This is a genomic window from Luteibacter flocculans, assembly GCF_023612255.1.
In the GTDB taxonomy this organism is placed as follows: Bacteria; Pseudomonadota; Gammaproteobacteria; order Xanthomonadales; family Rhodanobacteraceae; genus Luteibacter; species Luteibacter flocculans.
Window position 1 is genome coordinate 3,903,314 of the sequence record NZ_CP063231.1, and the last position, 23,593, is coordinate 3,926,906.

Consider the following 23,593-nt stretch of genomic DNA (forward strand, 5'->3'; position numbering starts at 1 on the left):
CCTAGATCGCGGGACAGGTCACGGAAAACACCGCGCCCTTCTCGTTGCCGCCGACCGAGAGCGAGAATCCATGAAGGCGCACGATCGCGGCAACGATGGCCAGACCGAGCCCGCAGCCCGGCTTGGATCGCGTCTCGTCGCCGCGATAGAAGCGGCGGAACACCGCTTCGCGTTCGGCGACGGGAATACCGGGGCCGGTATCGGCGACGTCCACGCGGGCGTCGCCACCGGCGTCGGTCGATGCGACCAGGCGCACCGTGCCACCGTTCGGGGTGAATTTGATCGCATTGCCGACGAGGTTGGCGAATGCCTCGAACATCAACTGCGGATCGCCGCGCAGAAGGGGCAGCTTGCCCACCTCGATCTCGAAGCGCTGCTCGCGGTCTTCGGCCAGCGGCGCATAAAACTCGTGCACGTTACGCAGCACGGTGCCGAGATCCATGTTCTCGAAGCAGGCACTGCGTTGGCGATCTTCCAGCTCCGACACGCGCAAGAGCGCGCGGAATCGCGCCAGCACGGTATCGATCTCGGCAACGCAGGCGTCGAGTTGCTCGCCTTCCGGCTTTCCTTCGAACTGTTGCTGCAAGCGATACAAGCGCGTACGCATGCGGGTCAGCGGCGTGCGCAGGTCGTGAGCGATGTTGTCACTGACTCCCTTGACCTCGCCGAGCAGGCGTTCAATCTCGGTCAGTGTGGTGTTCACGGTCGCTGCAAGCAGGTCCACTTCGTCGCCGCCGCGACTGACCGGCAGGCGCACGCTGAGATCGCCCTCGCGAATCGGTTCCATCGCCTGCTGGATCGCACGGATGCGTCGCGCAGGGCCGCGCGCAATCAGCACGCCGCCCAGCAGCCCGGGAATCAACGTGAGCGACAGGCCCCACAGCACGCCACGTCGGATGATCGCGCCGATACCGTCGATGGTGGTGCTTTCCTTGGCGACGACGATACGGCTGCCGTCCGGCAACTCGCGCGTGATGCCTCGCACGCGTGCCGTCGCCTTTCGTGTGGGACTGTCGAGGGTGGCTTCAAGCGGAAGCACCACGCCATCCTGCCCCAGCTCGCGCGGCACGGTGGCGATGTTGCCGGCGATTCGCCTTCCCTGTGCATCGAACAGGCCGATCCACATGTAGCCCTGCACGTCCACTTCGCTGGCAGCCTCCACGGTAGCAGGCAGGCGCCGCGGGTCCGTGCGCTCGAGATAATGGATACGCGCAGCGAGCATCTGATCGACGACACCCGACAGATAACGCGATGCTTCCCATTGCACGACACCAAGGAGCACCACGCACCAGATGGCGAACAATGCGCCGTAGATGATGATCAGGCGCGAGGTGGCAGAACGCCAGGCGTCAGTCAGCGGGCGCAAGGACGTATCCCGAGCCGCGGACGGTGCGAATGAGCGGCAGCTGGCCGGCGCCGTCGATCTTGCGGCGAAGGCGACCGATATGGACGTCGATCACGTTGGTGCCCGGATCGAAATGAAAGCCCCAGACGTGTTCGAAGATCATCTGCCGGGTCACGACCTGCCCCGCATTGCGCATGAGGAATTCGAGCAGACGGAATTCCGTGGGCAACAAGGTCAGTGCCTGCCCGTTACGTTGCGCGTTGTGCCGCACGAGATCCAGCTCCAGGTCCGCTACGCGCAGGCGCGTTTCGTTGGCAGCAGGCCGGCGTCGGCGCAGCAGCACCTCGGCCCGTGCGGCCAATTCGTCGGGCGCGAACGGCTTGGTGAGGTAGTCGTCGCCGCCGGCGCGCAGACCGCGCACGCGCTCGTCGACATCGGACAACGCACTGATCATGAGCACCGGCGTGTCGATCGCGCGTTGGCGCAATGCGGAGACGACGTCGATGCCGTCCATGCCGGGAAGCATGCGATCAAGAGTGATGATGTCGTAACCATCGGCAAGCGCACGTTGCAGACCGTCGCGGCCATTCGCGACCCAGTCGGCCGTGAGACCGTGCGCACCCAGCTCCGCGACGATGTCGCGAGCAGTGACCTCATCGTCTTCGATGACCAGGGCCCTGAGCATCAGGTTGGACTCCCGCATGGTGACAACGGAAAACGGCCCCCGAGGGGGCCGTTCCGGATCTTACGCCGCCGATGGATCAGGCCGCGATGGCAACCCGCATCTTCTTCATCGCATTCGCCTCGATCTGGCGGATACGCTCGGCGGAAACGCCGTACTCGTCCGCAAGATCCTGCAGCGTGGCCTTGTTGTCCTCGGCCAACCAGCGGCGCTGGATGATGTCACGCGAACGGTCATCCAGATTGCCGAGCGCCGAGGACAGCGCGCCCATCTGGTTGTTGCTCGCGTCTTCCTCGGCGAGGTTGTCGTACGGGTCCGCGCCTTCGTCGACCAGGAACGCGGCCGGTGCCGGCTTCTCGTCGTCATCCGCATCAGCCGGGGCTTCGAAGCCCACGTCGCGGCCCGACAAACGGGACTCCATCTCGCGAACGGTGGCCTCGGGCACGCCCAGGTCATTCGCCACGACGCGCACCTCTTCTGCGTTCATCCAGCCCAGACGCTTCTTGCTCTTGCGCAGGTTGAAGAACAGCTTGCGCTGCGCCTTGGTGGTGGCGACCTTCACGATGCGCCAGTTGCGCAGGATGAATTCGTGCATTTCGGCACGGATCCAGTGCACCGCGAAGCTGACCAGGCGAACGCCCTGGTCCGGGTCGAAGCGCTTCACCGCCTTCATCAGGCCGATGTTGCCTTCCTGGATGAGATCGGAAAGCTGCAGGCCGTAGCCGTTATAGCCGCGAGCCACGTGGACCACGAAACGCAGATGCGACATCACCAGTTGCTTGGCGGCGTCGAGGTCGGCTTCCTCATGGAAGCGCCGCGCGAGCGACTGCTCCTCGTCAAGGCTGAGCACCGGAATGCGATGGACCGCCGAGATATAGGAATCCAGACTGCCGACGACGCTCGGTAGCCCGTAGTTACGGGTGGCGAGGGCTTGTGACATGTGTGGAACCTCCTGAAAGTCTTGTACGCAGATTAGCAGTCCCGGGATGAGAGTGCTAAGTCGGCCCGAAGTTCATCGGTTAACTGTACTCAATGGTACAGAAATAGGTTAGGCATGTCCAGGGGCTGGCTTGATCGATTCAGGAGCGGTACGGCGTGGTTCGCTGACGGGCACGGTCGGCAGCGGCGGCTGGACCGCTTAACGCTACGGCGCCAACGCCGCCCGGGGCGGCAGCGACCAGTCGATCGGCGTTTCGCCGCGGGACTCGAGGTAGGCGTTGGCCTTGGCGAAGTGGCCACAGCCCATGAAGCCGCGGTGGGCGGACAGCGGCGAGGGATGCACACTGCGCAGGACCAGGTGGCGTTTGCCGTCGATGAGCTGGCCCTTGCGCTGGGCGTGGCTGCCCCAGAGCATGAATACGAGCCCTTCGCGCTCCCGGTTGAGTGCGTCGATGGCCGCGTCGGTGAAGCCCTCCCACCCCTTGCCCTGGTGCGAGCCGGCCTGCCCTGCTTCCACGGTGAGCACCGCGTTGAGCAACAGCACGCCGCGATCGGCCCAGGGCGTGAGGCAGCCATGGTCCGGGCGAGGGATGCCGAGGCAGTCCTCGATTTCCTTGAACATGTTCTGCAGCGACGGTGGCACACGCACACCGGGACGCACGGAGAAACTGAGGCCGTGCGCCTGTCCGGGGCCGTGGTACGGGTCTTGGCCGAGGATGACCACGCGCACCCTGTGAAAAGGCGTGTGGGCGAAAGCGTTGAAAATCTCAGGCCCCGGGGGATAGATCACCTTGCCGGCAGCCTTTTCCGTCCGCAGGAAGTCCGACAGGGCGAGCATCTCGGGGCGGTCCAGATACGGGCCGATCCGCTCCTTCCAGGAGGGCTCGAGTTTCACGCGATCGTTCAATGCGCCATCCTTTCGCGCAGATGCTGAGCAACACGGAGCTGGAACAAAAGCTTGGTGATGAGGAGCTTTTCCTCCACCGGCTTCTCGACCAGATCGTTGGCACCGGCGCGCAACAGCGCGGCCTGATTGGCGGGATTCTCGTCGCCCGTCATCACGAGCGTGGGCAGTTGGCCCTTGCCGTAGCCGAAGTCGTTGCGAATGCGCTCGACGAGATCGCCACCCGTGAGTTCGCCTTTCAGGCTGACGTCGGTCAGCACGACGTCCGCGCCGACCTCGCCACGCGCTCGCGCCGCGTGGAGATGATCGAGCGCGTCTTCCGCGCTGATCACGTGATGCACGGTGAGCCCGTACTTTTCCATCATGCGGCGCGTCGCCAGCGCGACGACGCGACTGTCTTCCACATAGAGGACTTCGCCTTCCGCGCCGCCTTCGGGGCGCACGTAGCCGCGAATGAATTCCGCCAGGGCGCCGAAGCCCAGGGACTTATCGAAATAGTCGGTGATGAATTCGCCCAGCTCTCGCCGGTGCAGGCGCTGTTCCACATCGCCGGAGACAACGACGATGGGCATGTAGATCTGCGGTGCCGACTCGCGGACGAAGCGGGCGAGATCGAGGCCATCCATGTCCGGCAGGCGCAACGCGATGGTCACGAAGTCGAACACGCCGCGCTGCAACTCGGCCTGGGCTTCGGCCCCTGTGGCTACGCCGACGATCTCCACGCCCGGCACTTCGGCCGTGACGACGCGGGCGATCAACTGGCGCACGACCTTCGAGCCGTCCACCACCAGAATGCGCGGCGTCGCGCCGCCGTCACGTGATCCGATCTGAGTTGCCAACCCCGCCCCCTTTTCGTCAGGCCGCCGTGGCGCGGCGAATTTGCCGCGCGCTGACGAGCCTCGCCCCGAGCCACCCCAGCACGGCCGAAGCAAAGGGTACCGAAAGCAGCAGCCACGCAGGGAGTCCGCCGAAGGTGACGCTGCCATCGTAGGCGGCCGCCAGCCGCCCCACTGGCCCCGCCATCGCCAGTTCCAGCACTACGGCGAGCACCACCGCGAGCACGCCCGCGAGGAAACCCAGCCAGATGCCGGTGTAGAGATAAGGCCGGCGAACGAAGGGCCGGCTCGCGCCGATCAGCAGCAGGACGCCGATCTCCGCACTGCGGCTCTGGATATCGACGCGGATGGTATTGCCCACCACCAGCAAGGCGGCGACACCGAGCAGCAAGGCCAGGAGCGCCACGGCACGGCCGCCCACGCCGAGCAATGCATCGAGTCGCTGCCGCCACGCACCGGTGTCCTGGACCATGTCCACGCCCGGCGTGGCCTTCATGGCGTCGACCAGCCGCCCGACATCGTCGGCGCTGAGGCCCGGCTTCGGCTGCACCGAAAGCACGTAGGGCAGCGGGTTCACGTCGAGTGACTGCAAGGCGCCGGAAAAACCCTGTACTTCGGCAAGCTCGTCCAAGCCGTCCTTCGGCGTGCGGACGACTATGTCGGCCACTTCCGGCCGCCCGCGAAGCGCCGAGGCGGCGGTCTGGGCCATAGCGGCGTTCTGGCCGGGCCTCATGAAGGCGCTGATCGACTGATTGCGGCCAAGCGCATCGCCCATCCGCTGGACGTTGCCGAGCAACAGATAGAACGCCAGCGGCAGCGCCAGCGCCACGCCCATCACGGCCACCGTGAGCAGCGTGCCCAGCGGCCGGGCACCGAGCCGGCGCAGGCTGATCGACATACTCCACGCGTGGTGCTCGCGCCAGGCGCCGAGCTTGCGCGGTTCGCTGCGGCGGGTCTTTTCCGGCTCGGGGGCTCTGCGAGGTTCGCGGACGGCGTTCATATGACCTCCGTGGCCGGAACGTCGGCGATCAGCTTGCCGTGGTCGAGCACGACGACGCGCTTCTTCATGCGCTTGATCAACATCAGGTCGTGGCTGGCGACGAGCACGGCCGTGCCGACGGCCTGGAATTCCGCAAACAAGGTCATGATCTCCATCGCCAGTTGCGGGTCGAGATTGCCGGTGGGCTCGTCGGCGATGAGCACCGCCGGCTTGGCGACGATGGCGCGCGCGATGCCCACGCGTTGCTGCTCGCCCGTGGAAAGTGCCTCAGGCAGCTGCTTCTCGTAGCTCAGCAGGCCGACCTTTTCCAACGCTGCGCGCACTCGCCTGCCACGATCGGCGGGCGGAACGCCGGCAATGACCAGCGGCAGTTCCACATTGGAGAACACGGTGCGGTCGAGCAGCAGGCGATGGTCCTGGAAGACCATGCCGAGCTTGCGTCGTATACGGGGGATATCGCCGGGGCGAACCGTATTGAGTTTCTGGCCGTCGAGCGTGACCACGCCGTTGGTGGGGCGCTCGATCATTGCCAGCAGCTTCAGCAGCGTGCTCTTGCCCGCGCCGGAGTGTCCGGTGACGAAGGCCATCTCGCCCGCGTCGACGTGGAAGGACACATCGGTAAGGGCCTGGTGACCGCCCTCGTACCGTTTGCTCACCAGATCGAAACCGATCACCGCATCACCCATTGGCCCGTGAATCTCGAGAGGATAAGGGATGTAGTGAGGAATTGTGGGCGCCGCCATGGTGGCGAGAAGCCCACGGAACAAAGGTAGGAGCCACCCTGGTGGCGAAAAGCCAACGAAGCGGTGTAGCAGCAAGGCAAGCCCCTATCGCCAGCAGGCTGGCTCCCACCGCAAGCCCGCATCGCCAGCAGGCTGGCCTCCCACCGGCAAGCTCCCCTCGCCGCCATGGCGGCTCCTACAACTGCCGCTGGATCATCGACCGCCGAACAAGCGACCGATACGACGCAGCAAACCGACCTTCTCCTTCGGCGGTGCGGCGGCCGGCGCAGGAGAAGGTGCCGGACGCGTGGCGGTCACCTGGCGCGACGGGCGACGCGTCGCACCGTTCTGGCCGTCCGCGGCGCGTGGCGTGGCGGCCTTCTCGGCGCGCGGGGCGCCGTTGTTGCCGGAGGCGTCTGCGCCCTCGCCGGTACCGCGGCCCCGTCCGCCGCGACGGCGACGGCGCTTCTTCGGCGCCGAGGCGTCGGCCATCGCTTCCGCAGCAGCCGGCAAGTCGGCCACGGTCTCGGCCACTACCACCGTCTTCACCGGCACTTCGGTCGGTGAGGCAGCCGGACGATCTTCGCGCGGCGGGCGCGGACGGCGCTCGCGGCCGCCGGAGCGCTCGCCCGAACGACTACCGGTACGCGAACCGCCACGACCGCCCTTCTCGGGCGGTGCGCCACGGGTCGGCACGTGACCGCCGGTATCGTTCGGGTCGTCGACCTCGTCCTGCACGCCATCGGCGCGGGGCCGCGGCGCCGGCATCACCAGCATCTTCGCCTCGATCGACGCGGTGGGAATCTTCTGGTTGATGTAGGCCTCGATGTCCGGAAGGCCCATGGCGTAGAGATCGCAGGCGAAGCTGATCGCGTCGCCCTCGGCGCCGAGGCGCGCGGTGCGGCCGATGCGGTGGACGTAGTCTTCCGCATCCTGCGGCAGGTCGTAGTTGAAGACGTGGCTAACGGCCGGGATGTGCAGGCCGCGGGCAGCGACGTCGGTGGCCACCAGGAGGTCGATCTGGCCCTCCTGGAAGCGCTGCAACAGCTTCTGGCGCTTCACCTGCGGCACGTCGCCGGAGATGGCGCCGACGCGGAAGTTGTGTCGCTTCAGGCGATCCGTGATCCGCTCGGCGGCGGCCTTGGTGTTGACGAAGATGATGCTGCGCTCGGCCTTGCTCTCTTCGAGCAGGTTGAACAGCAGCGGCATCTTTTCTTCCTTCGACGGGAAGTAGACGACCTGGCGCACGCGGTCGGCGGTGATGTTGTCCGTTTCCACCACGAGCTTCTCGGCTTCGTGCATGTGCTCGTAAGCCAGCTCCAGCACGCGGTGGCTCAAGGTGGCGGAGAACAGCAGCACCTGCCGCTTCTCGCGCGCCGGGAGGCGACGGAAGATGAAGCGGACGTCCTTGATGAAGCCGAGGTCGAACATGCGGTCCGCCTCGTCGATGACCATGACCTCGACGCTGCCGAAGCCGAACACGTCCTGCTTGTAGTAGTCGAGCAGGCGGCCCGGCGTGGCGATGATGATGTCGCAGCCATCGCGAAGCTGCTGACGCTGCTTGTCGTAGTCGACGCCGCCGTAGATGAGCGCGCTGCGCAGGCCGGTGGCCTTGCCGATGGCCTGGAAGTCCTTCTCGATCTGGATCGCCAGCTCGCGCGTGGGCGCGATGACCAGGGCACGGGGATCGGAATCCTTGCGGTCGGGCTGGGCCGGGTGCTTGAGCAGGCGATCCATCAGCGCGACGAGGAAGGCGAAGGTCTTGCCGGTGCCCGTCTGGGCCTGGCCGGCGACGTCGCGCCCCGCCAGCGCCACCGGAAGGGTCAACGCCTGGATGGGCGTGCAGCGCGTGATGCCGGCAGCGGCGAGGCCTTGGTGAAGCAGCGGGTGGAGATCGAGGTTTTCGTAGAAGACGTCGGTGAGAACGGTTTGGGACATGGAGTTGAAGGACCTGGACTGGCGCGCCGCGGGTGAGCGGCGGCGCCCCATGGGCGTGTATGGCCTGGGGCGGTGGGTGATCCGGCGGGCGTCACGGGAGAGTCGAAGGGCGACCGGTTGTCAGCCGGGGGCCGCACGACGCGCCCGGCGCACGGTGGCCGGAGGCGGCGGCGCGCGACCCGACGGTTCCCGCTGGCATAGGTGAAAAAGCTCGCCGAAATCTGGCGGCGGACGGATCATGAACGGCCGGAGCCTGTTCACCTATGTCAACGAGAACCGATCCGTCGGCGCCCTTGAATCGCTTGAATCGCGCCCCGAGTTGGGTTGGAATGAGGGCCGCCGGCTGCAATGGCCAAGACCTTCGGTTCCGGTTGGACCCGTGACACGGGGCTCCTTAGTGTAGCCGATGCCAGCGTCACGGTCGTCAACCCCCTTCTACCCCTCCCTGGAGACCACGGTGAGCGACAAGATCACCCACACGAGCGACGCTGCCTTTTCGAAGGACGTGCTTGAATCCGATACCCCCGTCCTGCTCGATTTCTGGGCGGAATGGTGCGGTCCCTGCAAAGCCATCGCTCCCGCGCTCGAACAGCTTGCCCACGAGTACGAGGGCAAGGTGAAGATCGTCAAGATCAACATCGACGAGAACCAGCAGACGCCGCGTACATTCGGCATCCGCGGCATCCCGACCCTGATGGTCTTCAAGGACGGCAAGGTCGCCGGCACTCAGATCGGTGCCGTGAACAAGGGCGTGCTCGCCGAGTTCATCGACAAGTCGATCTGACGGTTCGCTTCACGTTCCTCTCTTATGCCGCCGCGTGAGGCGCTTTACGCCGCGCCTCACGCGATGCTAGGCTCTAGGAGTTCGCCGGGACACCGCTTGTCCCCCACGCTGCGAACCCTCTCCCTCTTTTCTTCCAACGGCGCCCCGTGAGGTTTGCCCGTGTCCGATATCGAAACCAAAGATTCCATCGACGCCAAGGGCGCCGGCGATCAGCCTGCGACCGAAGCCCGTCCGCGCGGCCGCCGCAAGGCACCTGCCCCCGAGACCCCCGCGGTCGAGACGAGCGCTCCGGTGCCGGCTCCCGCCAAGCCTGCCCCTGCACCTTCTCCGGCCCCTCAGGCTGAGTTGCAGTTGGGCAATGCGCCGTCGGGCGATTCCCGTCCGGCACCCGCACAGCAGCAGGCCGAAGGCCGGGATCAGGGCCAGCAGGGCCAGCCGCAGGGGGGCCACCAGCCCGGCCAGCCGCAGGCTCGCGGCGAGAACCCGAACCCGCAGCAGAACAACCGTAATGACCGCAACGACCGTAACGATCGCGAAGGCCGCGGCCGGCGGCGCCGGAACGAACGCAACCAGCAGCAGCGCCCGGGTGGCGGTGGTGGCGGAAACGGCAACGGCGGCGGCAACTACCAGCACCCGCGCAACAACAACGGCTACCCCGTCGACGACGACGAGAACGCCGACGCAGGCAGCAACGACCGCCTGATCAACCTCACCGAACTCAAGCGCAAGAACTCCATCCAGTTGCTTGAGTTCGCCGAGTCGCTCGGTGTCCGCGAAGGCGTGGCCCGCCAGCGCAAGCAGGATGTGGTCTTCAACATCCTCAAGGCTCATGCGCGCTCTGGGGGCGGCATCTGGGCGGAAGGCGTGCTCGAGATCCTGCAGGACGGTTTCGGCTTCCTGCGCTCGGCCGACGAGTCCTATCTCGCCGGTCCGGACGACATCTACGTGTCGCCCAGCCAGATCCGCCGCTTCAACCTGCGCACCGGCGACTACATCACCGGACGCGTCCGCCATCCGAAGGAAGGCGAGCGTTACTTCGCCATGCTCAAGGTCGACGACATCAACGGCGACCCGCCGGAAGCGTCGAAGAACAAGCTGCTGTTCGAGAACCTGACCCCGCTGTTCCCGCGCAAGGCGTTCAAGCTGGAACGCGGCAACGGTTCCACCGAAGACATCACCGGTCGCATCCTCGACCTGGTGGCGCCGATCGGCCGAGGGCAGCGTGGCCTCATCGTCTCCCAGCCGAAATCGGGTAAGACGATGATGCTGCAGAACATCGCGCAGGCCATCCAGTACAACCATCCGGACGTCCATCTGATCATGCTGTTGATCGACGAACGCCCGGAAGAAGTCACCGAAATCGCCCGCACCGTCCGTGCCGAAGTCATCAGCTCCACCTTCGACGAGCCCGCCGTGCGTCACGTGCAGGTCGCCGAGATGGTGATCGAGCGCGCCAAGCGCCTGGTCGAGCACAAGAAGGACGTGGTGATCCTGCTCGATTCGATCACCCGCCTCGCTCGCGCCTACAACACCGTGGTGCCGAGCTCGGGCAAGGTACTCACCGGTGGTGTCGACGCCAACGCACTCCAGCGCCCGAAGCGTTTCTTCGGCGCCGCGCGCAACGTCGAGGAAGGCGGCAGCCTCACGATCATCGCTACGGCGCTGACCGATACCGGCTCCAAGATGGACGAGGTGATCTACGAGGAGTTCAAGGGCACCGGCAACATGGAAGTGCACCTGTCCCGTCGTATCTCCGAGAAGCGCGTCTACCCGGCGATCGACATCAACCGTTCGGGCACCCGCCGCGAAGACCTCCTGATCGACCCGGACCTGCTCGCCAAGATCTGGATCCTGCGCAAGCTCCTCCACCCGATGGACGAACTCGCCGCTATGGAGTTCATGCTCGACAAGATGAAGAACACCAAGTCCAACGACGAGTTCTTCAACTCGATGAAGCGCTGACCTCGCGGGTGCCGGAAAGGGGCCAGCCAAGCGGCCTCTTTCCCACCTGTCGATCGAAAGCGTGAGGCAAAAGCCGGATCTGAGGCTCAGAATCGGCTGTTGAGTTTAGGCCTCTTAACTTTTAGAGTAGCCCCTAAGTGGACTGGGAGACCCCGGTCGGCGTCATGGCCTCGGTGTGATCACCGGGGCTTTTCGCTTTCTGGGTGCGGGAAAATTTTCAATCCCCACCCCTCGAAATCTACGCCAACACGTCGGCGCCCTCCCTTACAAAAGAATTTGCTTCGCAGAACGTCGAACGCCCGGTTCGGCCGATCAGGTTTCAACACGGAAAGACCTATCGGCCGCGCGACCAGGTCAGCAAGCTGCAGCCCAGAAGAGTTGGTCTTCTTGTCGGCGAACACGATCACGAACGGAAGCTGCTTGCCCCACCGATTGGCGCCATCGCAAATCCGGCGAAACTCAAGCTCGAGATCCCTATCCTCTTTCTTTCCTCGGCATTCCACGACCACATGCGTCGGCAAGCATTCCTGCCCTTTTTCACCGACGAGTTCGAAGAGCGTCTCCAGGCAGAATCCAAGCGCTAGGTGATAGGGGTTGCTACCCCATTGAGATCGCTCGCGCAGACGAGCCTTGTCGATGACGCAACTGATGAGAATGAAGTTGCTGCTGTCGATAATTCCCGTGAGTTCATCAAGGAACGCTTCCTTGTGCTCGCGGTCGATGAAGCGAAACTCACCTTTTTCCTTGCGAATGTCGTGCTCGTGCAATATCACCGTGTCATGTCCGAAGTGCTTGAACTTGAACATCTCGATGGCAGGCACGACGCGCTCCGCATAATGCCCCTTGTGAAAGACGCAGAATGCGAGAGCGAACACGGGATAATTCGGATCAACCGCTTCGAGCCCGTGGTCACCGCTCTCGTCGACGTAGATCACATAGTGGCTGCGCTGGATCAGCGGGACGGTAGGTAACGGCGCGACTTCTGGGCGCGTGGACGGCGATGCAAATGGCAGATCGAATTGGCCTTCCGCTCGATCTTCCCCATCCTTGAAACGATCTTCTTTCCGTTGCGTCATGTCGTCCTGACTCAATGCGGGCTACCGCCGCGGCAGCTTTCCTTCGGTGGATCATAGCTTTCATGTGACCTGACGCGAAAACGCGTCGTGATCCAGCACATTTGCTACGCTTCCTTGCCGGCATGCACCTTTTCCCGGCGTCAGCGCGCCCCCATGTGAGGCGCAACCGGCCCAGAGCCCAAACGTCAAGGAAAGTCCGTGTCCATTCCCAGCGCCGCCAAGAGCACGCCCATCGGCGACCGCCACGATCTGGCCGCCTATCTCGCCAAAGGCGAGAAGCCTCGCTCTGACTGGCGCATTGGCACGGAACACGAGAAGTTCGGTTTCTACGGCGACGACCTGACCCCACCGCCCTTCGAAGGCGACCGTCCGGGGATTCGCGCGATCCTCGAGGGACTGGCATCGCGCTTTGATTGGGACATCGCGCGCGAAGGTGACACGCCCGTCGCGTTGACCAAGGGCAAGGCCAACATCACGCTCGAACCCGCCGGCCAGCTCGAACTCTCGGGTGCGCCGCTAGAGACGATCCACCAGACCTGCGACGAGGTCACCAATCACCTCAAGGAAGTGCGCTCCGTTGCCGAGGAATTCGGCATCGGTTTCCTCGGTATGGGCTTCCAGCCGAAATGGCGCCGCGACCAGATGCCGTGGATGCCCAAGGGCCGCTACAAGATCATGCGCGAGTACATGCCCAAGGTCGGCTCGCTCGGCCTGGACATGATGACTCGCACCTGCACCGTCCAGGTCAACCTCGATTACTCGAGCGAAGCCGACATGGTGAAGAAATTCCGCGTAGCCCTCGCCCTGCAGCCCATCGCCACGGCGCTGTTCGCCAACTCGCCCTTCACCGAGGGCAAGCCGAACGGCTACAAGTCCTACCGCTCGCATGTCTGGACCGATACGGATCCCCACCGCACCGGCATGCTCGACTTTGTTTTCGAGGATGGCTTCGGCTACGAGCGCTACGTCGATTACATCCTCGACGTGCCGATGTACTTCAGCTATCGCGACGGCAAGTACCTTGACTTGGCCGGCCAGGACTTCAAGGCCTTCATGCGTGGCGAGCTGGCAGCACTGCCGGGCGTGAAGCCGTCCATGACCGATTGGGCGGACCACCTCACCACCGCCTTCCCCGAGGTCCGGCTCAAGCAGTACCTCGAAATGCGCGGCGCCGATACGAGCACCTGGAATTCGCTGTGCGCACTGCCCGCCTTCTGGGTCGGCCTGCTCTACGACGACACGGCGCTCGACGCCGCCTGGGATCTGGTCAAGGATTTCAGCACAGCCGAGCGCCACGCGCTGCGCGACGGCGTACCGGAACACGCACTGGCCCTGCCGTTCCGCAATCACACCGTGCAGGATCTCGCGATCGAGGCACTCAAGATCTCGGATGCCGGCCTCAAGCGGCGCAACCGCCTCAGCAGTCGCGGCGCGGATGAATCCATCTATCTCGAACCGCTGATGGAAATCGCGCTGTCGGGCAAGACTCAGGCGGACGTGAAGCTCGAACTCTTCCACGGTGAGTGGAACGGCAGCGTCGATCCGGTCTTCCGCGACTACGCCTACTGACCTTTCTTAACGCACGCCGGAACGCGCCCGCCCTTCACCGCACGCGAGGTGACGAAGGCGCGCGTCACTCGCCTCGCGTCTTGTCTCCACCAAAAGAAAAAACCTCCCTGTTTCCAGGGAGGTTTCATGGACCGATCAGTCGATCGCGGAAGCGATCAGAACTGGTACTTGGCCGAGACGCTCAGCAGGTTGCCCTTGTCGTCGCTCTCGCCCACGAGGCGATCGGCCGTCGCATCGGACACGCCGCCGATGTGAGCCTTGTTCACGAAGATGTGAGCGTAACCAGCGTTGATCTCGAAGCGATCGGTGGCCTTGTAGCCGATACCGAAGGCCAGCCACTTGCGGGTCGAGTCCGGCACGCGCGGCGAGCGGGTGTCGTCGTACGTCGGCGTGCTGTCGACGGCCACACCGCCACGCAGGGTCAGCTTGTCGTTGACGTAGTACTCGCCGCCGACCGAAGCGAACCAGCTGTTACGCCAGTTGTATGCCTCGGTGGTGGACGGCTGGTTCGGGTTCGAGTAGTTGACCGTGAGGTCCTTGAACGAATCCCACTTGGTCCACGACAGGTCGAAGCCGAGACCGAACTTCTGATCCTGGTGCCAGAAGCTGGCGGTGGCGATCGCGGGCGTGGTGAAGCCGGCGCTGCCGTTGGTGTGGGTGAACGGCGGCTGGCCGCTGCCCAGCAGGGCGCCGACGGTCGGGTTCGACAGCACGGCCGAGACGTTCGTCGGCATCGTGAAGTTGCCGGTGCCTTCCAGCGTGTGGCTGATCTTGCTGCGGTAGTTGAGCGCGATGCGATCGTTCGGCGTCAGCTTCCAGATACCGCCGACCTGCCAGCCATAGGCCCAGTCGTCACCCTTGATCTTCGCGTAGCCATCGCTGCCCGGCGGCACGACGGTGGCGTACTGCGTCGCGAGGGCGCGGGCTACGGCCGGCGAAATCTGGCCGGCTGCCGCGGCGCGCTGGATGAGACCCAGGCCCACGGTGTTGTAGTTGATGGCGCTGGTCAGCTCTGCGCTGGTCTTCTGCGCGATGGCGCTGACACCGACGGCGAAGTCGTCGGTGACGTCGAACGAGGCCGACAGCGTGGCATCAAACGACTTGAAGTCCGACTTGACGGCGTTGTAGCGGCCCTTCCAATCGGAGTCGTATTCGGTCTTGAAACCGAACGGGGCGGTCAGGCCGAGGCCCAGATGCCAGCGATCGCCAACCTTGGAAGCGAAGTACAGGGCCGGGACCGGAATGGTCGTGCCCGCGTCGCCGCCATTGCCGCCACTGATCGGACGACCCTGCGCGTCGGTCGCGGTGCCGTGGAACTTGGTGCTGAAGTTGATGCCGGTGACGTCGGCCTGGAACACGTTGCCCTGGAGCAGGCTCATCGCCGCCGGGTTGTTGACGATCACCGAAGCGTCGTCGCCCGCAGCCGCCGAACCGGCGAAGGCGCGACCGAGCGCCTTGGCGCTGTTTTCCTTCAACTGGAAGGCGCTGGCCTGAGCGGCCTGGGGAGCCACCAGCGCGCCGGCGATGGCCAGCGAGAGGGCGGCGACGGCCAGCGGCCGGGTCGAAAGGTTCAGCTTCTGCATTTGGGGCTCCTGCTTTCTTGTTCTGCTGGGGATTTCACGCGCGGAAACCTGAAAAGTTTCCCCTTTTCATACGCGCGTTTAACAATCTCGGTGGGAACTCTGGACGAGTTGACGAGGAATTTGCAAGTGCAACTGCAACAAAGCTGAAATGGCCTCAGGCGCAATGACTCACTTCGCGTCGCGCATTTGGTAAGTTGGACTACCACGCCGTCAGCGAGACCTGCCGTCATGCACTGCTTCGTCTACGCCAGCCAGCGCAAGCCCGACACCTACGTATGGCTTCCCCGCCGTGAGGCCTTCGATCTTCTGCCCGAGACGCTTCTGCTCCTGCTGGGCGAACTCCGCTTCGTACTCGAAGTGGAGCTGACGCCTCAGCGCAAGCTGCCGCAGGAAGACACCGAGCGCGTGCTCGCCAATCTCGCCGAGCAGGGGTGGCATTTGCAGACCCCGTCGAACGAGACACTCAGCGTCTGCAACCAGCCCAACCACAATCATGAGATCGACCCGACGCAGACGCTCGCGCGCAGCTGACACACGCGCCCTGCGCGTGCGTCGAACGTGCAACCTGAGTTAACGCGGCGTTACCGCGTAGGCGGTATTCGCTCCGTATACTCCTGCGCATGGCCAATCCCAAACGTCGTCGACCGTCGCTGATCAAAGCGCTGCCCTGGTTCCTTCCCGCCCTCGCGGCGGTCGCCTGCGCAGGCTTCATCGCCTCCCCGCTGGCGCTTATTCCGCTGTTGTTCGCCAACGCGCTGGCGATGGGCGCCGTGTGTCACGCGATCGGCTTCGACCCGGAGTCGACCTACGTGCGCACGGTGCTGAGGCGCGGTGCGGCGCACGTGGTGATGTTCACGGCCTACACGTTCGCGGTCTTCGTCCTGGTCGCCTGGCCCCTGCTCAAGCTGACCCAGACGCCTAGCCTGGGTGCGGCATTGCTCCTTGCCGCGACGCTGGTGGTCGCCCTCGCGGCGTTGTGGCGGGTGTGGCCGGCGTTCGGACTGGTTTTCGTCTGGGACGACGCGTATCCGGCGCAGAGCGGCAACGGTTCCTGGATCTTTACCGCCATGGCGCGCTCGATCAGCTTCGGCCGGCACCTCTCGGCCGAGGAACGGTTCTTCTCTCACTTCCTTCCGGCGTCGCTGGGCCTCCTCGTCCTCGCCTTCTGTGCCGTGGCACTGTCGGGGCTCTACGGCGTACTGCCCGCAGAGATGCGCGTCGCGGCCCTGGGTGTCTATGCGGTCGTGCTGCTGCCCCTGGGATGCATGGTCATTGCCAACCGTACGCTGCGCGCGCTGCTCTGCGACCGCCGCGGAAACATCCGCACGCCGCGCACGGAACCACGGCGCGAGCCCGCGCTGGACCCGGCGGATGTGCCGCGCCCACCGATCCCCGTGCTCAGTACCGAAGAAAGCCAGCCGGGCGTGCGCGAACGCGAACTGCTGGCGGCGACGCGTGCCGGTGACATCGCGCGTGCGGTGGCACTGGTCGAAGCAGGCGCGGATCCGAATACGGCGGCCGAAACGGGTGACCGCGATCAGCGCCCCGTGCTCACCCTCGCCGCATTGGCGCCCGATACCCGACTGCTGCGTGCGTTGATCGCCAAGGGCGCCAAGGTCGATCGCGTGCACAACGGCATGACCGCCCTGCTTGCCGCCAGTCGCGACAGTTGGCACGGTCGCCCCGAGGCGGTGCTCACCTTGCTCACCAACGGCGCCAACGCAGCCGGTACCGACGCCGAAGGCAACACGCCGCTGCATGGCGCCGTGCTGAGCGCGGAACCGACCGTGGCAGCGATGCTGCTGGATGCCGGCGCTCCCGTCGACGCGGTGAACCATGCAGGCGACACGCCGCTGGTCATTGCCTGCCGCGCGGCCAACTGGACTCTCGCGCGCTTCCTTCTCGAACACGGCGCCAAGCCGGCGCCGGTCGGCGGCGAGCCCGCCCTGGTCGCGGCGGCCGGCATTCCCGATGACGACAGCGAAGGCGTGAAGGTGCTGCTCCGCTACAAGGCCCCCGTGAACGCGACGGACACCCAGGGGCGCACCGCACTGATCGCCGCGGCGGCCGAAGGTCACGAGCAGATCGTGCGTGCCCTCCTGCAGGCCAACGCCCAGCCGAACATCGCCGATCGCCATGGCACCACGGCGCTCATGGAGGCGGCGCGCGCAGGAGCACACGGCATCGTGCAGCTGCTGGCCGACGTGCATGCCGACGCCTCGCCTCGCGACAGCCATGGGCGTGACGCGCTCACCCTCGCCTGCCAGTCACCGCGCGCCCAGGTCGCCACGGTGCGGGCCTTGCTCACGCTGGGCGCGCAGCCGAAGGAGCCCGCCGCCGATGGACGCAGCGCGCTCGATCACGCCGCTGCCGCGGGACGCTGGGACTTCGTCGCGCTGCTCGATCCGGAGACGCCGTTGCCGGCCTCGCTCAGCGAATCGGTGGTACCCGAAGCCGGCGCGGATTCACCGCAACACCTGTACGACGCGCTGCGTTTCGGGCACTGGGCCGTGGCGTCGACCTTCGCCACAAAGGTGCGCGAATGGCCCGCTCACGAACTCGCTGCGCTGTATGTCGACCTTGCCGGCCCCGGCGGCGAAGCAGCGCGCGCCTGGCTGCTCGATCATGGGCTGCCGGCAGAAGCGCGCCTGACCCCGCCGACGAGCGAGGACGAAAGTGCGCTCGGCCGACGCCTGTTCGACGCGCTGCTGCCGCAGTTGCCGCAGTCCGCCGACGCCCTGCTTCAGTTGATGCGCGCGGGCGCCACGCCCGCGGGAACCGGGCTGCTGGGACAGGCGATCTGCCGCCTCGAAGGTGCAGACGAGCGGCTGACCCTGGCGATGCTCGAAGCGGGCGCCGATCCGTTCGGTGCCGACGCCCGCGGTCGCACGCCGGTACACATGGCTGCCGCCACCGGCAGAGCCGCCCTTCTTGCGGCCCTGCTCACCCGCGGCATGGACCCGAACGTTCGCGACACAGGCGGCCGCACGCCCCTGCATGCCGCGCTGGAACAAGGTGGTGACAGCCTGCCGCTGGTTCGCCTGCTCGTCGCCCATGGTGCCGATCCGGAAGCGGCGGACGTCAACGGCGAGACGCCTTACGGGCTGGGCATCGGCCATGGCGACGTGGAGCGCTGGCTGAGCTGGTCGTCGTGGTCGCTGCCACGCCGCGCATTGCGCGCGGAGGACCTGCCTGCCGCCGCCGCGGCGGGCGACGTGAACGCCGTCGAGCGGCTGCTGGAACTGGGTTTCGCCGTAGACGCCCGCGACCATCAGGGTGCCACCGCGCTGCTGCGTGCCGCAGGCGCGGGCAAGCGCGACGTCGCCGAGCGCCTCCTCGAAGCTGGCGCCGATCCGACCCTCACCGCCGCGTCCGGCGTCACCCCGCTCGCCGCTGCGGTGAACGCACGCCGCGACACCGTCGTCGAATTGCTGCTCGCGCGTGGCGTGGCGGTCGATCAACGCCTGCCGGGGGAAACCACCGCGCTGATGATCGCTGCGGCACTCGGCTATCCCGAGATCGTCGACGTGCTGCTGGCCGCAGGCGCCGATGCCGCGGCGGAAGATGCGCACGGTCACACCGCCCTGCACGCCGCCGCGCAGTACTGCTTCGGAAGCAGCGACAGCCTGCGCGCCCGGCGCCTGCTGGACGCTGTGATCCGCAAGGGCGCCGACGTGAACAAGGCGGACAAGGATGGCGTCACGCCGCTGCTTATCCTGCTCGGCGCGCACATGCGTCCGGGCACGGGTGCCGATGCCACGCATCTCGGCGCGCTCGTGCCTGTCCTGCTGGATGCCGGTGCGGTGTTGGAGCACGCCGATCACCGCGGCGTCAGCGCACTGCACGCATGCGCCATGCATGCGCTGCTGGCGCCCGCACGCGTGCTGCTGAATCGCGGAGCCAACCGCAATGCCGCGGACGCGTTCGGCCGCACGGCGGGCGACGTGGCGCGACATCTTGGCTATGTCGACATCGCCCACGAGCTGGGCACGCGCGTCGGTGCAATCCCGAGCGTCAGGCAGACCTTGCGTCAGCCTGCGCAGCCGGACTGATCACCAGGGTCTGAACAGGCCTTACGCGTTGCCGCGCTCGCGCTCTTCCGCCAGGTCGGCCTCGAAGAGCTGCTGCAGATCGTGCAGCGCTTCCTTTGTGCTCTGCACGAGTGCCGTCTCGTCGTCGTAGACGAGGTACTGGGCTCGCAGCACCTGCTCGTCGTGCTTGCGGAAACGGTCGATGCGGCTCTGCGCGACGTCCGCCGGCATGTCCAGCGACTCCAGCACATTGCGCGTCATTTCCAGGCTGGAATAGAACGTCTCGCGCACCGGGTCTTCCACGCCGATATCCATCAAGCGGAACGCGTGCTGGCGGTTGCGTGCGCGGGCCACGATCTTCAGGTGCGGATACTGCCTGCGCACCAGCCGCGCCGTGCGCAGATTGGCTTCCGGATCGTCGGTGGCAATGACGAAGACCTCGGCCTTGTCCGCCTGCGCCGCGCGCAGCATTTCAGGGCGCGCAGGATCGCCGAAGAAGAGCGAGGTGCCCCCGAAGCGGCGCGAGGTTTCCACCTGCTCCACCGAGCTTTCCAGGGCGACGAACTGGATGCCCTGCGCGCGCAGCACGCGCGCCACGATCTGACCCATGCGACCGAAGCCTGCGATGATGACGCGCGGCGTATCCGTCTCGATCTCGTCGAATGCACGATCGGGCTTCTTCACGCGCTCGCGCATGAGACGGGAAGCCAGCAGCACCAGTACGGGTGTCAGCGCCATCGACAGCGAGATCGCCATCACCATCAGGCCGCGCTGGTCGCCGTCGATCAGGCGATTCTGCTGCGCAAGGTTGAGAATGACGAAAGCGAACTCGCCACCGCATGCAAGCAAGGCCGCGAGGCGCACCGAATCCGCCGTGCCGAGCGATCCCACCAAGCGGCCAAGGGGCAGGATCAGCGCGGCCTTGATCGCCAGCAGCAAAGCGACCATCCCCAGCACCAGCAAGGGCTTCTCGACCAGCATGGCGAGGTCGACGGACATGCCCACGCTGACGAAGAACAAGCCCAGCAGCAGCCCCTTGAACGGTTCGATGTTGGATTCGAGTTCGTGGCGATATTCCGAGTCGGCCAGCAGCAGGCCGGCGAGGAACGCGCCCAGCGTGGTCGAAATGCCAGCGAGTTCCATGAGCCACGCGGTACCCATCACCACCAGCAGGGCCGTGGCGGTGAAGACTTCCGTGCTCTTGGCGCGCGCGACGAAACGGAACACGTGACGCAGCAGCAACCGCCCGCCGACAATCACCGCGAAGATCGTGCCGACGACGCGGAGCACGCTCGTCAGGTCGGGCGCGTGTGCGTCACGCGCGAGCGCGCCGCCGAGCAGCGGAACGGCGGCGATCAGGGGAATAGCTGCCAGGTCCTGGAACAGCAGGATTGCGAACGCCTGACGGCCGTAGACCGAGCCCGCCTCCTTCCGCTCGGCAAGGATCTGCAAGCCGAAGGCCGTGGAAGAGAGCGCGAGACTGCCGCCGACGATGACGGCAGCCTTCCAGGTGAGACCGAACAGGAAGTAACCCGTGACGCCGAGCGCCAGCGCGCAACTCAACACTTGCAGGCTGCCGCTGCCGAAGACCGCGCGGCGCATGACCCACAGGCGCGACGGCGACAGTTCGAGGCCGATCACGAACAGCATCAGCACGACGCCGAAATCGGAGATCGTGGCGACACCCGCGGTATCGCTGACCAGGCCGAGTACGGACGGCCCGATCACCACGCCCGCCAACAGGTAGCCGAGCACCGCGCCGAGGCGGAAACGTTTCGTCAGGGGAACGGCGACCACCGTCGCCAGCAGGAAGACGACCGCCGTCTCAAGAAAATGATGCCCGTCCATCCCGGCTCCCTATGTGTCTGCCGGATTATGTCACGCGGGGACGCATGGGTTTTGGCGATTTCGGCGGCGTTTGACGATGCCGCCGGCATCGCATGTTGCCGCTATCGCGTGGGCTCGCTCAGCCAGCGGGCCACGTCGAGGGCGAAGTAAGTGAGGATCGCATCGGCGCCTGCCCGCTTCATCGCCAGCAGCGATTCCAGCACGACAGCCTTCTCGTCCAGCCAGCCATTCTGCACGGCCGCCTTGATCATGGCGTACTCGCCGCTCACCTGGTAGACAAACGTCGGCGCGCCAAAGGTTTCCTTCACGCGACGCACGATGTCCAGGTAGGGCAGCCCGGGCTTCACCATCACGGCGTCGGCGCCTTCGGCGAGATCCAGCTCCACCTCGCGCAGGGCTTCGTCGCTGTTGCCGACGTCCATCTGGTAGGTGTGCTTGTTGCCCTTGCCGAGGTTGGCCGAAGAACCGACCGCATCGCGGAACGGCCCATAGAAGCTGGACGCATATTTGGCCGAATAGGCCAGGATGCGGGTATGGATGTGGCCGGCATCCTCCAGGGCGTCACGAATGGCGCCAATGCGGCCGTCCATCATGTCCGAGGGCGCGACGAAATCCATGCCAGCATCGGCCTGCGCCAGCGACATCTTGATCAGCGCCTCGATGGTCGGCTCGTTCATGACGTAGCCGGCGTCATCGATCAGGCCGTCCTGTCCATGCGTGGTGTACGGATCGAGCGCCACGTCGCCGATGAGGCCCAACTCCGGAAAACGACGCTTCAGCTCGCGCGTGGCGCGCTGGAACAAGCCATCCGGATTCCAGGCCTCGCGCGCGTCATCGGTCTTCACCGAGCCATCGACCGAGGGGAACAGCGCCAGCGCCGGAATGCCCAGGGTCACGCACTGCTCGCCGAGCTTCACCAGCTCATCGATCGAGAGACGCTCGACGCCGGGCATCGACGGTACCGGCTGTCGCACGCCTTCGCCGTCGACCACGAAGGCCACCATGATCAGGTCGGAAGCGGTGAGCACGGTCTCGCGCATCAGCGCGCGAGAGAACGCATCGCGGCGCATGCGGCGCATACGAACGGCGGGAAAGGTCATGGGACGAGCCTGTACGTGGGCGATCCAGCCATTTTACTCCGCTCTGCGGCGCTCCCGGTGGGCAAAGCGCCGCAGGGGGGGACCTCAGTCCGCGATGATGCGGGCCGTGGTTTCCGGATCGAAGAAATGCAGGCGCTCGGCATGGAAACCGAAAGCAACCTCGCTTCCCGGCTGCACCGTGGAATGGGGTGGCACGCGCGCGACAAGCTCTTCGCTGCCCAGGCGCATGTTGAGAAAGACCTCGTTACCCACCGGCTCCACCACGTCCACGTGCGCACGCAGGCGCTCCGCGATCCCGGCATGATCGGCCACGCTGAGCAGATCCTCCGGACGGATGCCCACGATGATGGGCCGGTCGATGTAAGCGGCGAGTCCAGGCGCTTCGGTGCCGAGCGCGATGGTGCCTTGCTTGGTTTCCACCTGCAGCCCGTCGGCACGACGCAGCGTGCCGTGGAACAGGTTCATGGCGGGGCTGCCGAGGAAGCCCGCCACGAACAGGTTGGCAGGCTTGTTGTACAGATTCATCGGCGTGTCGAGCTGCTGGATCTCGCCGCCGTTCAGCACCACGATGCGTTGACCGAGCGTCATGGCTTCGATCTGATCGTGGGTCACGTAAACCATCGTGGCGCCGAGCCGACGGTGGATGCGCGCGATTTCGACGCGCGTGGACAGTCGCAGCTTGGCGTCGAGATTGGACAGTGGCTCGTCAAGCAGGAAGACCGCCGGATCGCGAACCAGGGCGCGGCCAAGCGCCACGCGTTGCCGCTGTCCGCCGGAGAGTGCCGCGGGACGGTGGTCGAGGCGCTCGTCCAGGCCAAGCATGTCGGAAGCGTCGGCCACGCGACGATCGATCTCCTCCTTTGCCACCCCGCGCAGCCGCAGGCCGAAGCCCAGGTTCTCGCGCACGGTCATGTGCGGATAGAGCGCGTAGTTCTGGAAGACCATCGCGATGTCGCGATCCTTCGGCGCCACGTCGTTCACCACGCGACCGCCGATAGTCATCGTGCCGCCCGAGATCGATTCCAGGCCCGCGATCATGCGCAGAAGCGTGGTCTTGCCGCACCCGGAAGGACCTACGAGCACCAGCAGCTCGCCGTCGGCGATCTCGAAGCTCGCCTCCTTCAGGGCAACGTGCCCGTTGGGGTAAACCTTGCGCACCTTATCGAGGCCGACCGCTGCCATTACATACCCTCTCGTTGGACCCGGGGCGGTCAGGCCGTGCCTGCCATTGCCACGGGCAATACGGTATTCTGCCGACGTAATCGTTTACGTGA

Annotated in this window: 18 protein-coding genes; 5 read left to right on the plus strand and 13 right to left on the minus strand. The window is 65.7% G+C overall.

Translation table 11 applies throughout. The features are described 5' to 3' along the window. Position 1: 1 nt before the first annotated feature. From IM816_RS16965 to IM816_RS17000, 8 genes are all read right to left on the minus strand, one after another. Complete coding sequence (locus IM816_RS16965; protein ID WP_250338987.1) at positions 2 to 1,366, minus strand: sensor histidine kinase; 1,365 nt, start codon at positions 1,364 to 1,366, stop codon at positions 2 to 4. Beyond that, positions 1,350 to 2,030 carry a response regulator transcription factor gene (locus tag IM816_RS16970; protein WP_250338988.1) on the minus strand — a complete coding sequence of 227 codons (681 nt, stop codon included), beginning with the start codon at positions 2,028 to 2,030 and terminating at the stop codon, positions 1,350 to 1,352. Before IM816_RS16970 ends, IM816_RS16965 begins: the two co-directional genes overlap by 17 nt. Positions 2,031 to 2,106: 76 nt before the next feature. After that, positions 2,107 to 2,967, minus strand: a complete 861-nt coding sequence (rpoH, locus tag IM816_RS16975; protein WP_072322378.1) for an RNA polymerase sigma factor RpoH — start codon at positions 2,965 to 2,967, stop codon at positions 2,107 to 2,109. Between the two features lie 204 nt (positions 2,968 to 3,171). Further along, positions 3,172 to 3,873 (minus strand): uracil-DNA glycosylase, encoded by a 702-nt coding sequence (ung, locus tag IM816_RS16980; RefSeq protein WP_250338989.1) that lies wholly within the window; start codon positions 3,871 to 3,873, stop codon positions 3,172 to 3,174. After that, positions 3,870 to 4,709 (minus strand): response regulator, encoded by an 840-nt coding sequence (locus tag IM816_RS16985; protein ID WP_250338990.1) that lies wholly within the window; start codon positions 4,707 to 4,709, stop codon positions 3,870 to 3,872. The genes ung and IM816_RS16985 overlap by 4 nt, the downstream gene beginning before the upstream one ends. A 16-nt stretch (positions 4,710 to 4,725) precedes the next feature. Next, positions 4,726 to 5,706: a permease-like cell division protein FtsX gene (ftsX, locus tag IM816_RS16990; protein WP_250338991.1), complete on the minus strand. Its 981-nt coding sequence runs from the start codon at positions 5,704 to 5,706 to the stop codon at positions 4,726 to 4,728. Then, positions 5,703 to 6,392 (minus strand): cell division ATP-binding protein FtsE, encoded by a 690-nt coding sequence (gene ftsE, locus IM816_RS16995; RefSeq protein WP_218184746.1) that lies wholly within the window; start codon positions 6,390 to 6,392, stop codon positions 5,703 to 5,705. The genes ftsX and ftsE overlap by 4 nt, the downstream gene beginning before the upstream one ends. A 249-nt stretch (positions 6,393 to 6,641) precedes the next feature. Then, positions 6,642 to 8,366 (minus strand): DEAD/DEAH box helicase, encoded by a 1,725-nt coding sequence (locus IM816_RS17000; RefSeq protein ID WP_250338992.1) that lies wholly within the window; start codon positions 8,364 to 8,366, stop codon positions 6,642 to 6,644. 457 nt (positions 8,367 to 8,823) lie between these two features. On the opposite strand from IM816_RS17000, the gene trxA reads away from it, so the two are divergent. Beyond that, on the plus strand, positions 8,824 to 9,150 hold the full coding sequence (trxA, locus tag IM816_RS17005; RefSeq protein ID WP_250338993.1) for a thioredoxin TrxA: 327 nt from the start codon (positions 8,824 to 8,826) through the stop codon (positions 9,148 to 9,150). Between the two features lie 159 nt (positions 9,151 to 9,309). Continuing rightward, positions 9,310 to 11,112: a transcription termination factor Rho gene (gene rho / locus IM816_RS17010; RefSeq protein ID WP_250338994.1), complete on the plus strand. Its 1,803-nt coding sequence runs from the start codon at positions 9,310 to 9,312 to the stop codon at positions 11,110 to 11,112. A 179-nt stretch (positions 11,113 to 11,291) separates the two neighbouring features. On the opposite strand, the gene IM816_RS17015 is transcribed toward rho, so the two are convergent. Next, entirely contained in the window at positions 11,292 to 12,188 is an 897-nt protein-coding gene (locus IM816_RS17015; RefSeq protein ID WP_250338995.1) for a DUF3800 domain-containing protein, read from the minus strand. Positions 12,189 to 12,386: 198 nt separating this feature from the next. On the opposite strand from IM816_RS17015, the gene IM816_RS17020 reads away from it, so the two are divergent. After that, positions 12,387 to 13,757, plus strand: coding sequence for a glutamate--cysteine ligase (locus IM816_RS17020; RefSeq protein WP_250338996.1), 1,371 nt, complete (start codon positions 12,387 to 12,389; stop codon positions 13,755 to 13,757). A 155-nt stretch (positions 13,758 to 13,912) separates the two neighbouring features. Here the strand turns inward: IM816_RS17020 and IM816_RS17025 are convergent, their stop codons facing one another. Continuing rightward, positions 13,913 to 15,340 (minus strand): OmpP1/FadL family transporter, encoded by a 1,428-nt coding sequence (locus IM816_RS17025; RefSeq protein ID WP_250338997.1) that lies wholly within the window; start codon positions 15,338 to 15,340, stop codon positions 13,913 to 13,915. A 228-nt stretch (positions 15,341 to 15,568) separates the two neighbouring features. Here IM816_RS17025 and IM816_RS17030 point away from each other — a divergent pair, with 228 nt between their 5' ends. Both IM816_RS17030 and IM816_RS17035 read left to right on the plus strand, forming a co-directional pair. Then, on the plus strand, positions 15,569 to 15,871 hold the full coding sequence (locus IM816_RS17030) for a YcgL domain-containing protein (RefSeq protein WP_072322368.1): 303 nt from the start codon (positions 15,569 to 15,571) through the stop codon (positions 15,869 to 15,871). Between the two features lie 89 nt (positions 15,872 to 15,960). Continuing rightward, positions 15,961 to 19,392: an ankyrin repeat domain-containing protein gene (locus tag IM816_RS17035; protein ID WP_250338998.1), complete on the plus strand. Its 3,432-nt coding sequence runs from the start codon at positions 15,961 to 15,963 to the stop codon at positions 19,390 to 19,392. A 21-nt stretch (positions 19,393 to 19,413) separates the two neighbouring features. Here IM816_RS17035 and IM816_RS17040 read toward each other — a convergent pair whose 3' ends face one another. The 3 genes from IM816_RS17040 to IM816_RS17050 all read right to left on the minus strand — a co-directional run bounded on the left by IM816_RS17040 (position 19,414) and on the right by IM816_RS17050 (position 23,501). Continuing rightward, complete coding sequence (locus IM816_RS17040; RefSeq protein WP_250338999.1) at positions 19,414 to 21,219, minus strand: monovalent cation:proton antiporter-2 (CPA2) family protein; 1,806 nt, start codon at positions 21,217 to 21,219, stop codon at positions 19,414 to 19,416. Between the two features lie 101 nt (positions 21,220 to 21,320). After that, entirely contained in the window at positions 21,321 to 22,319 is a 999-nt protein-coding gene (gene hemB / locus IM816_RS17045; protein ID WP_250339000.1) for a porphobilinogen synthase, read from the minus strand. A gap of 84 nt (positions 22,320 to 22,403) precedes the next feature. Then, positions 22,404 to 23,501 (minus strand): ABC transporter ATP-binding protein, encoded by a 1,098-nt coding sequence (locus IM816_RS17050; protein WP_250339001.1) that lies wholly within the window; start codon positions 23,499 to 23,501, stop codon positions 22,404 to 22,406. Between the last annotated feature and the right edge of the window lie 92 nt (positions 23,502 to 23,593).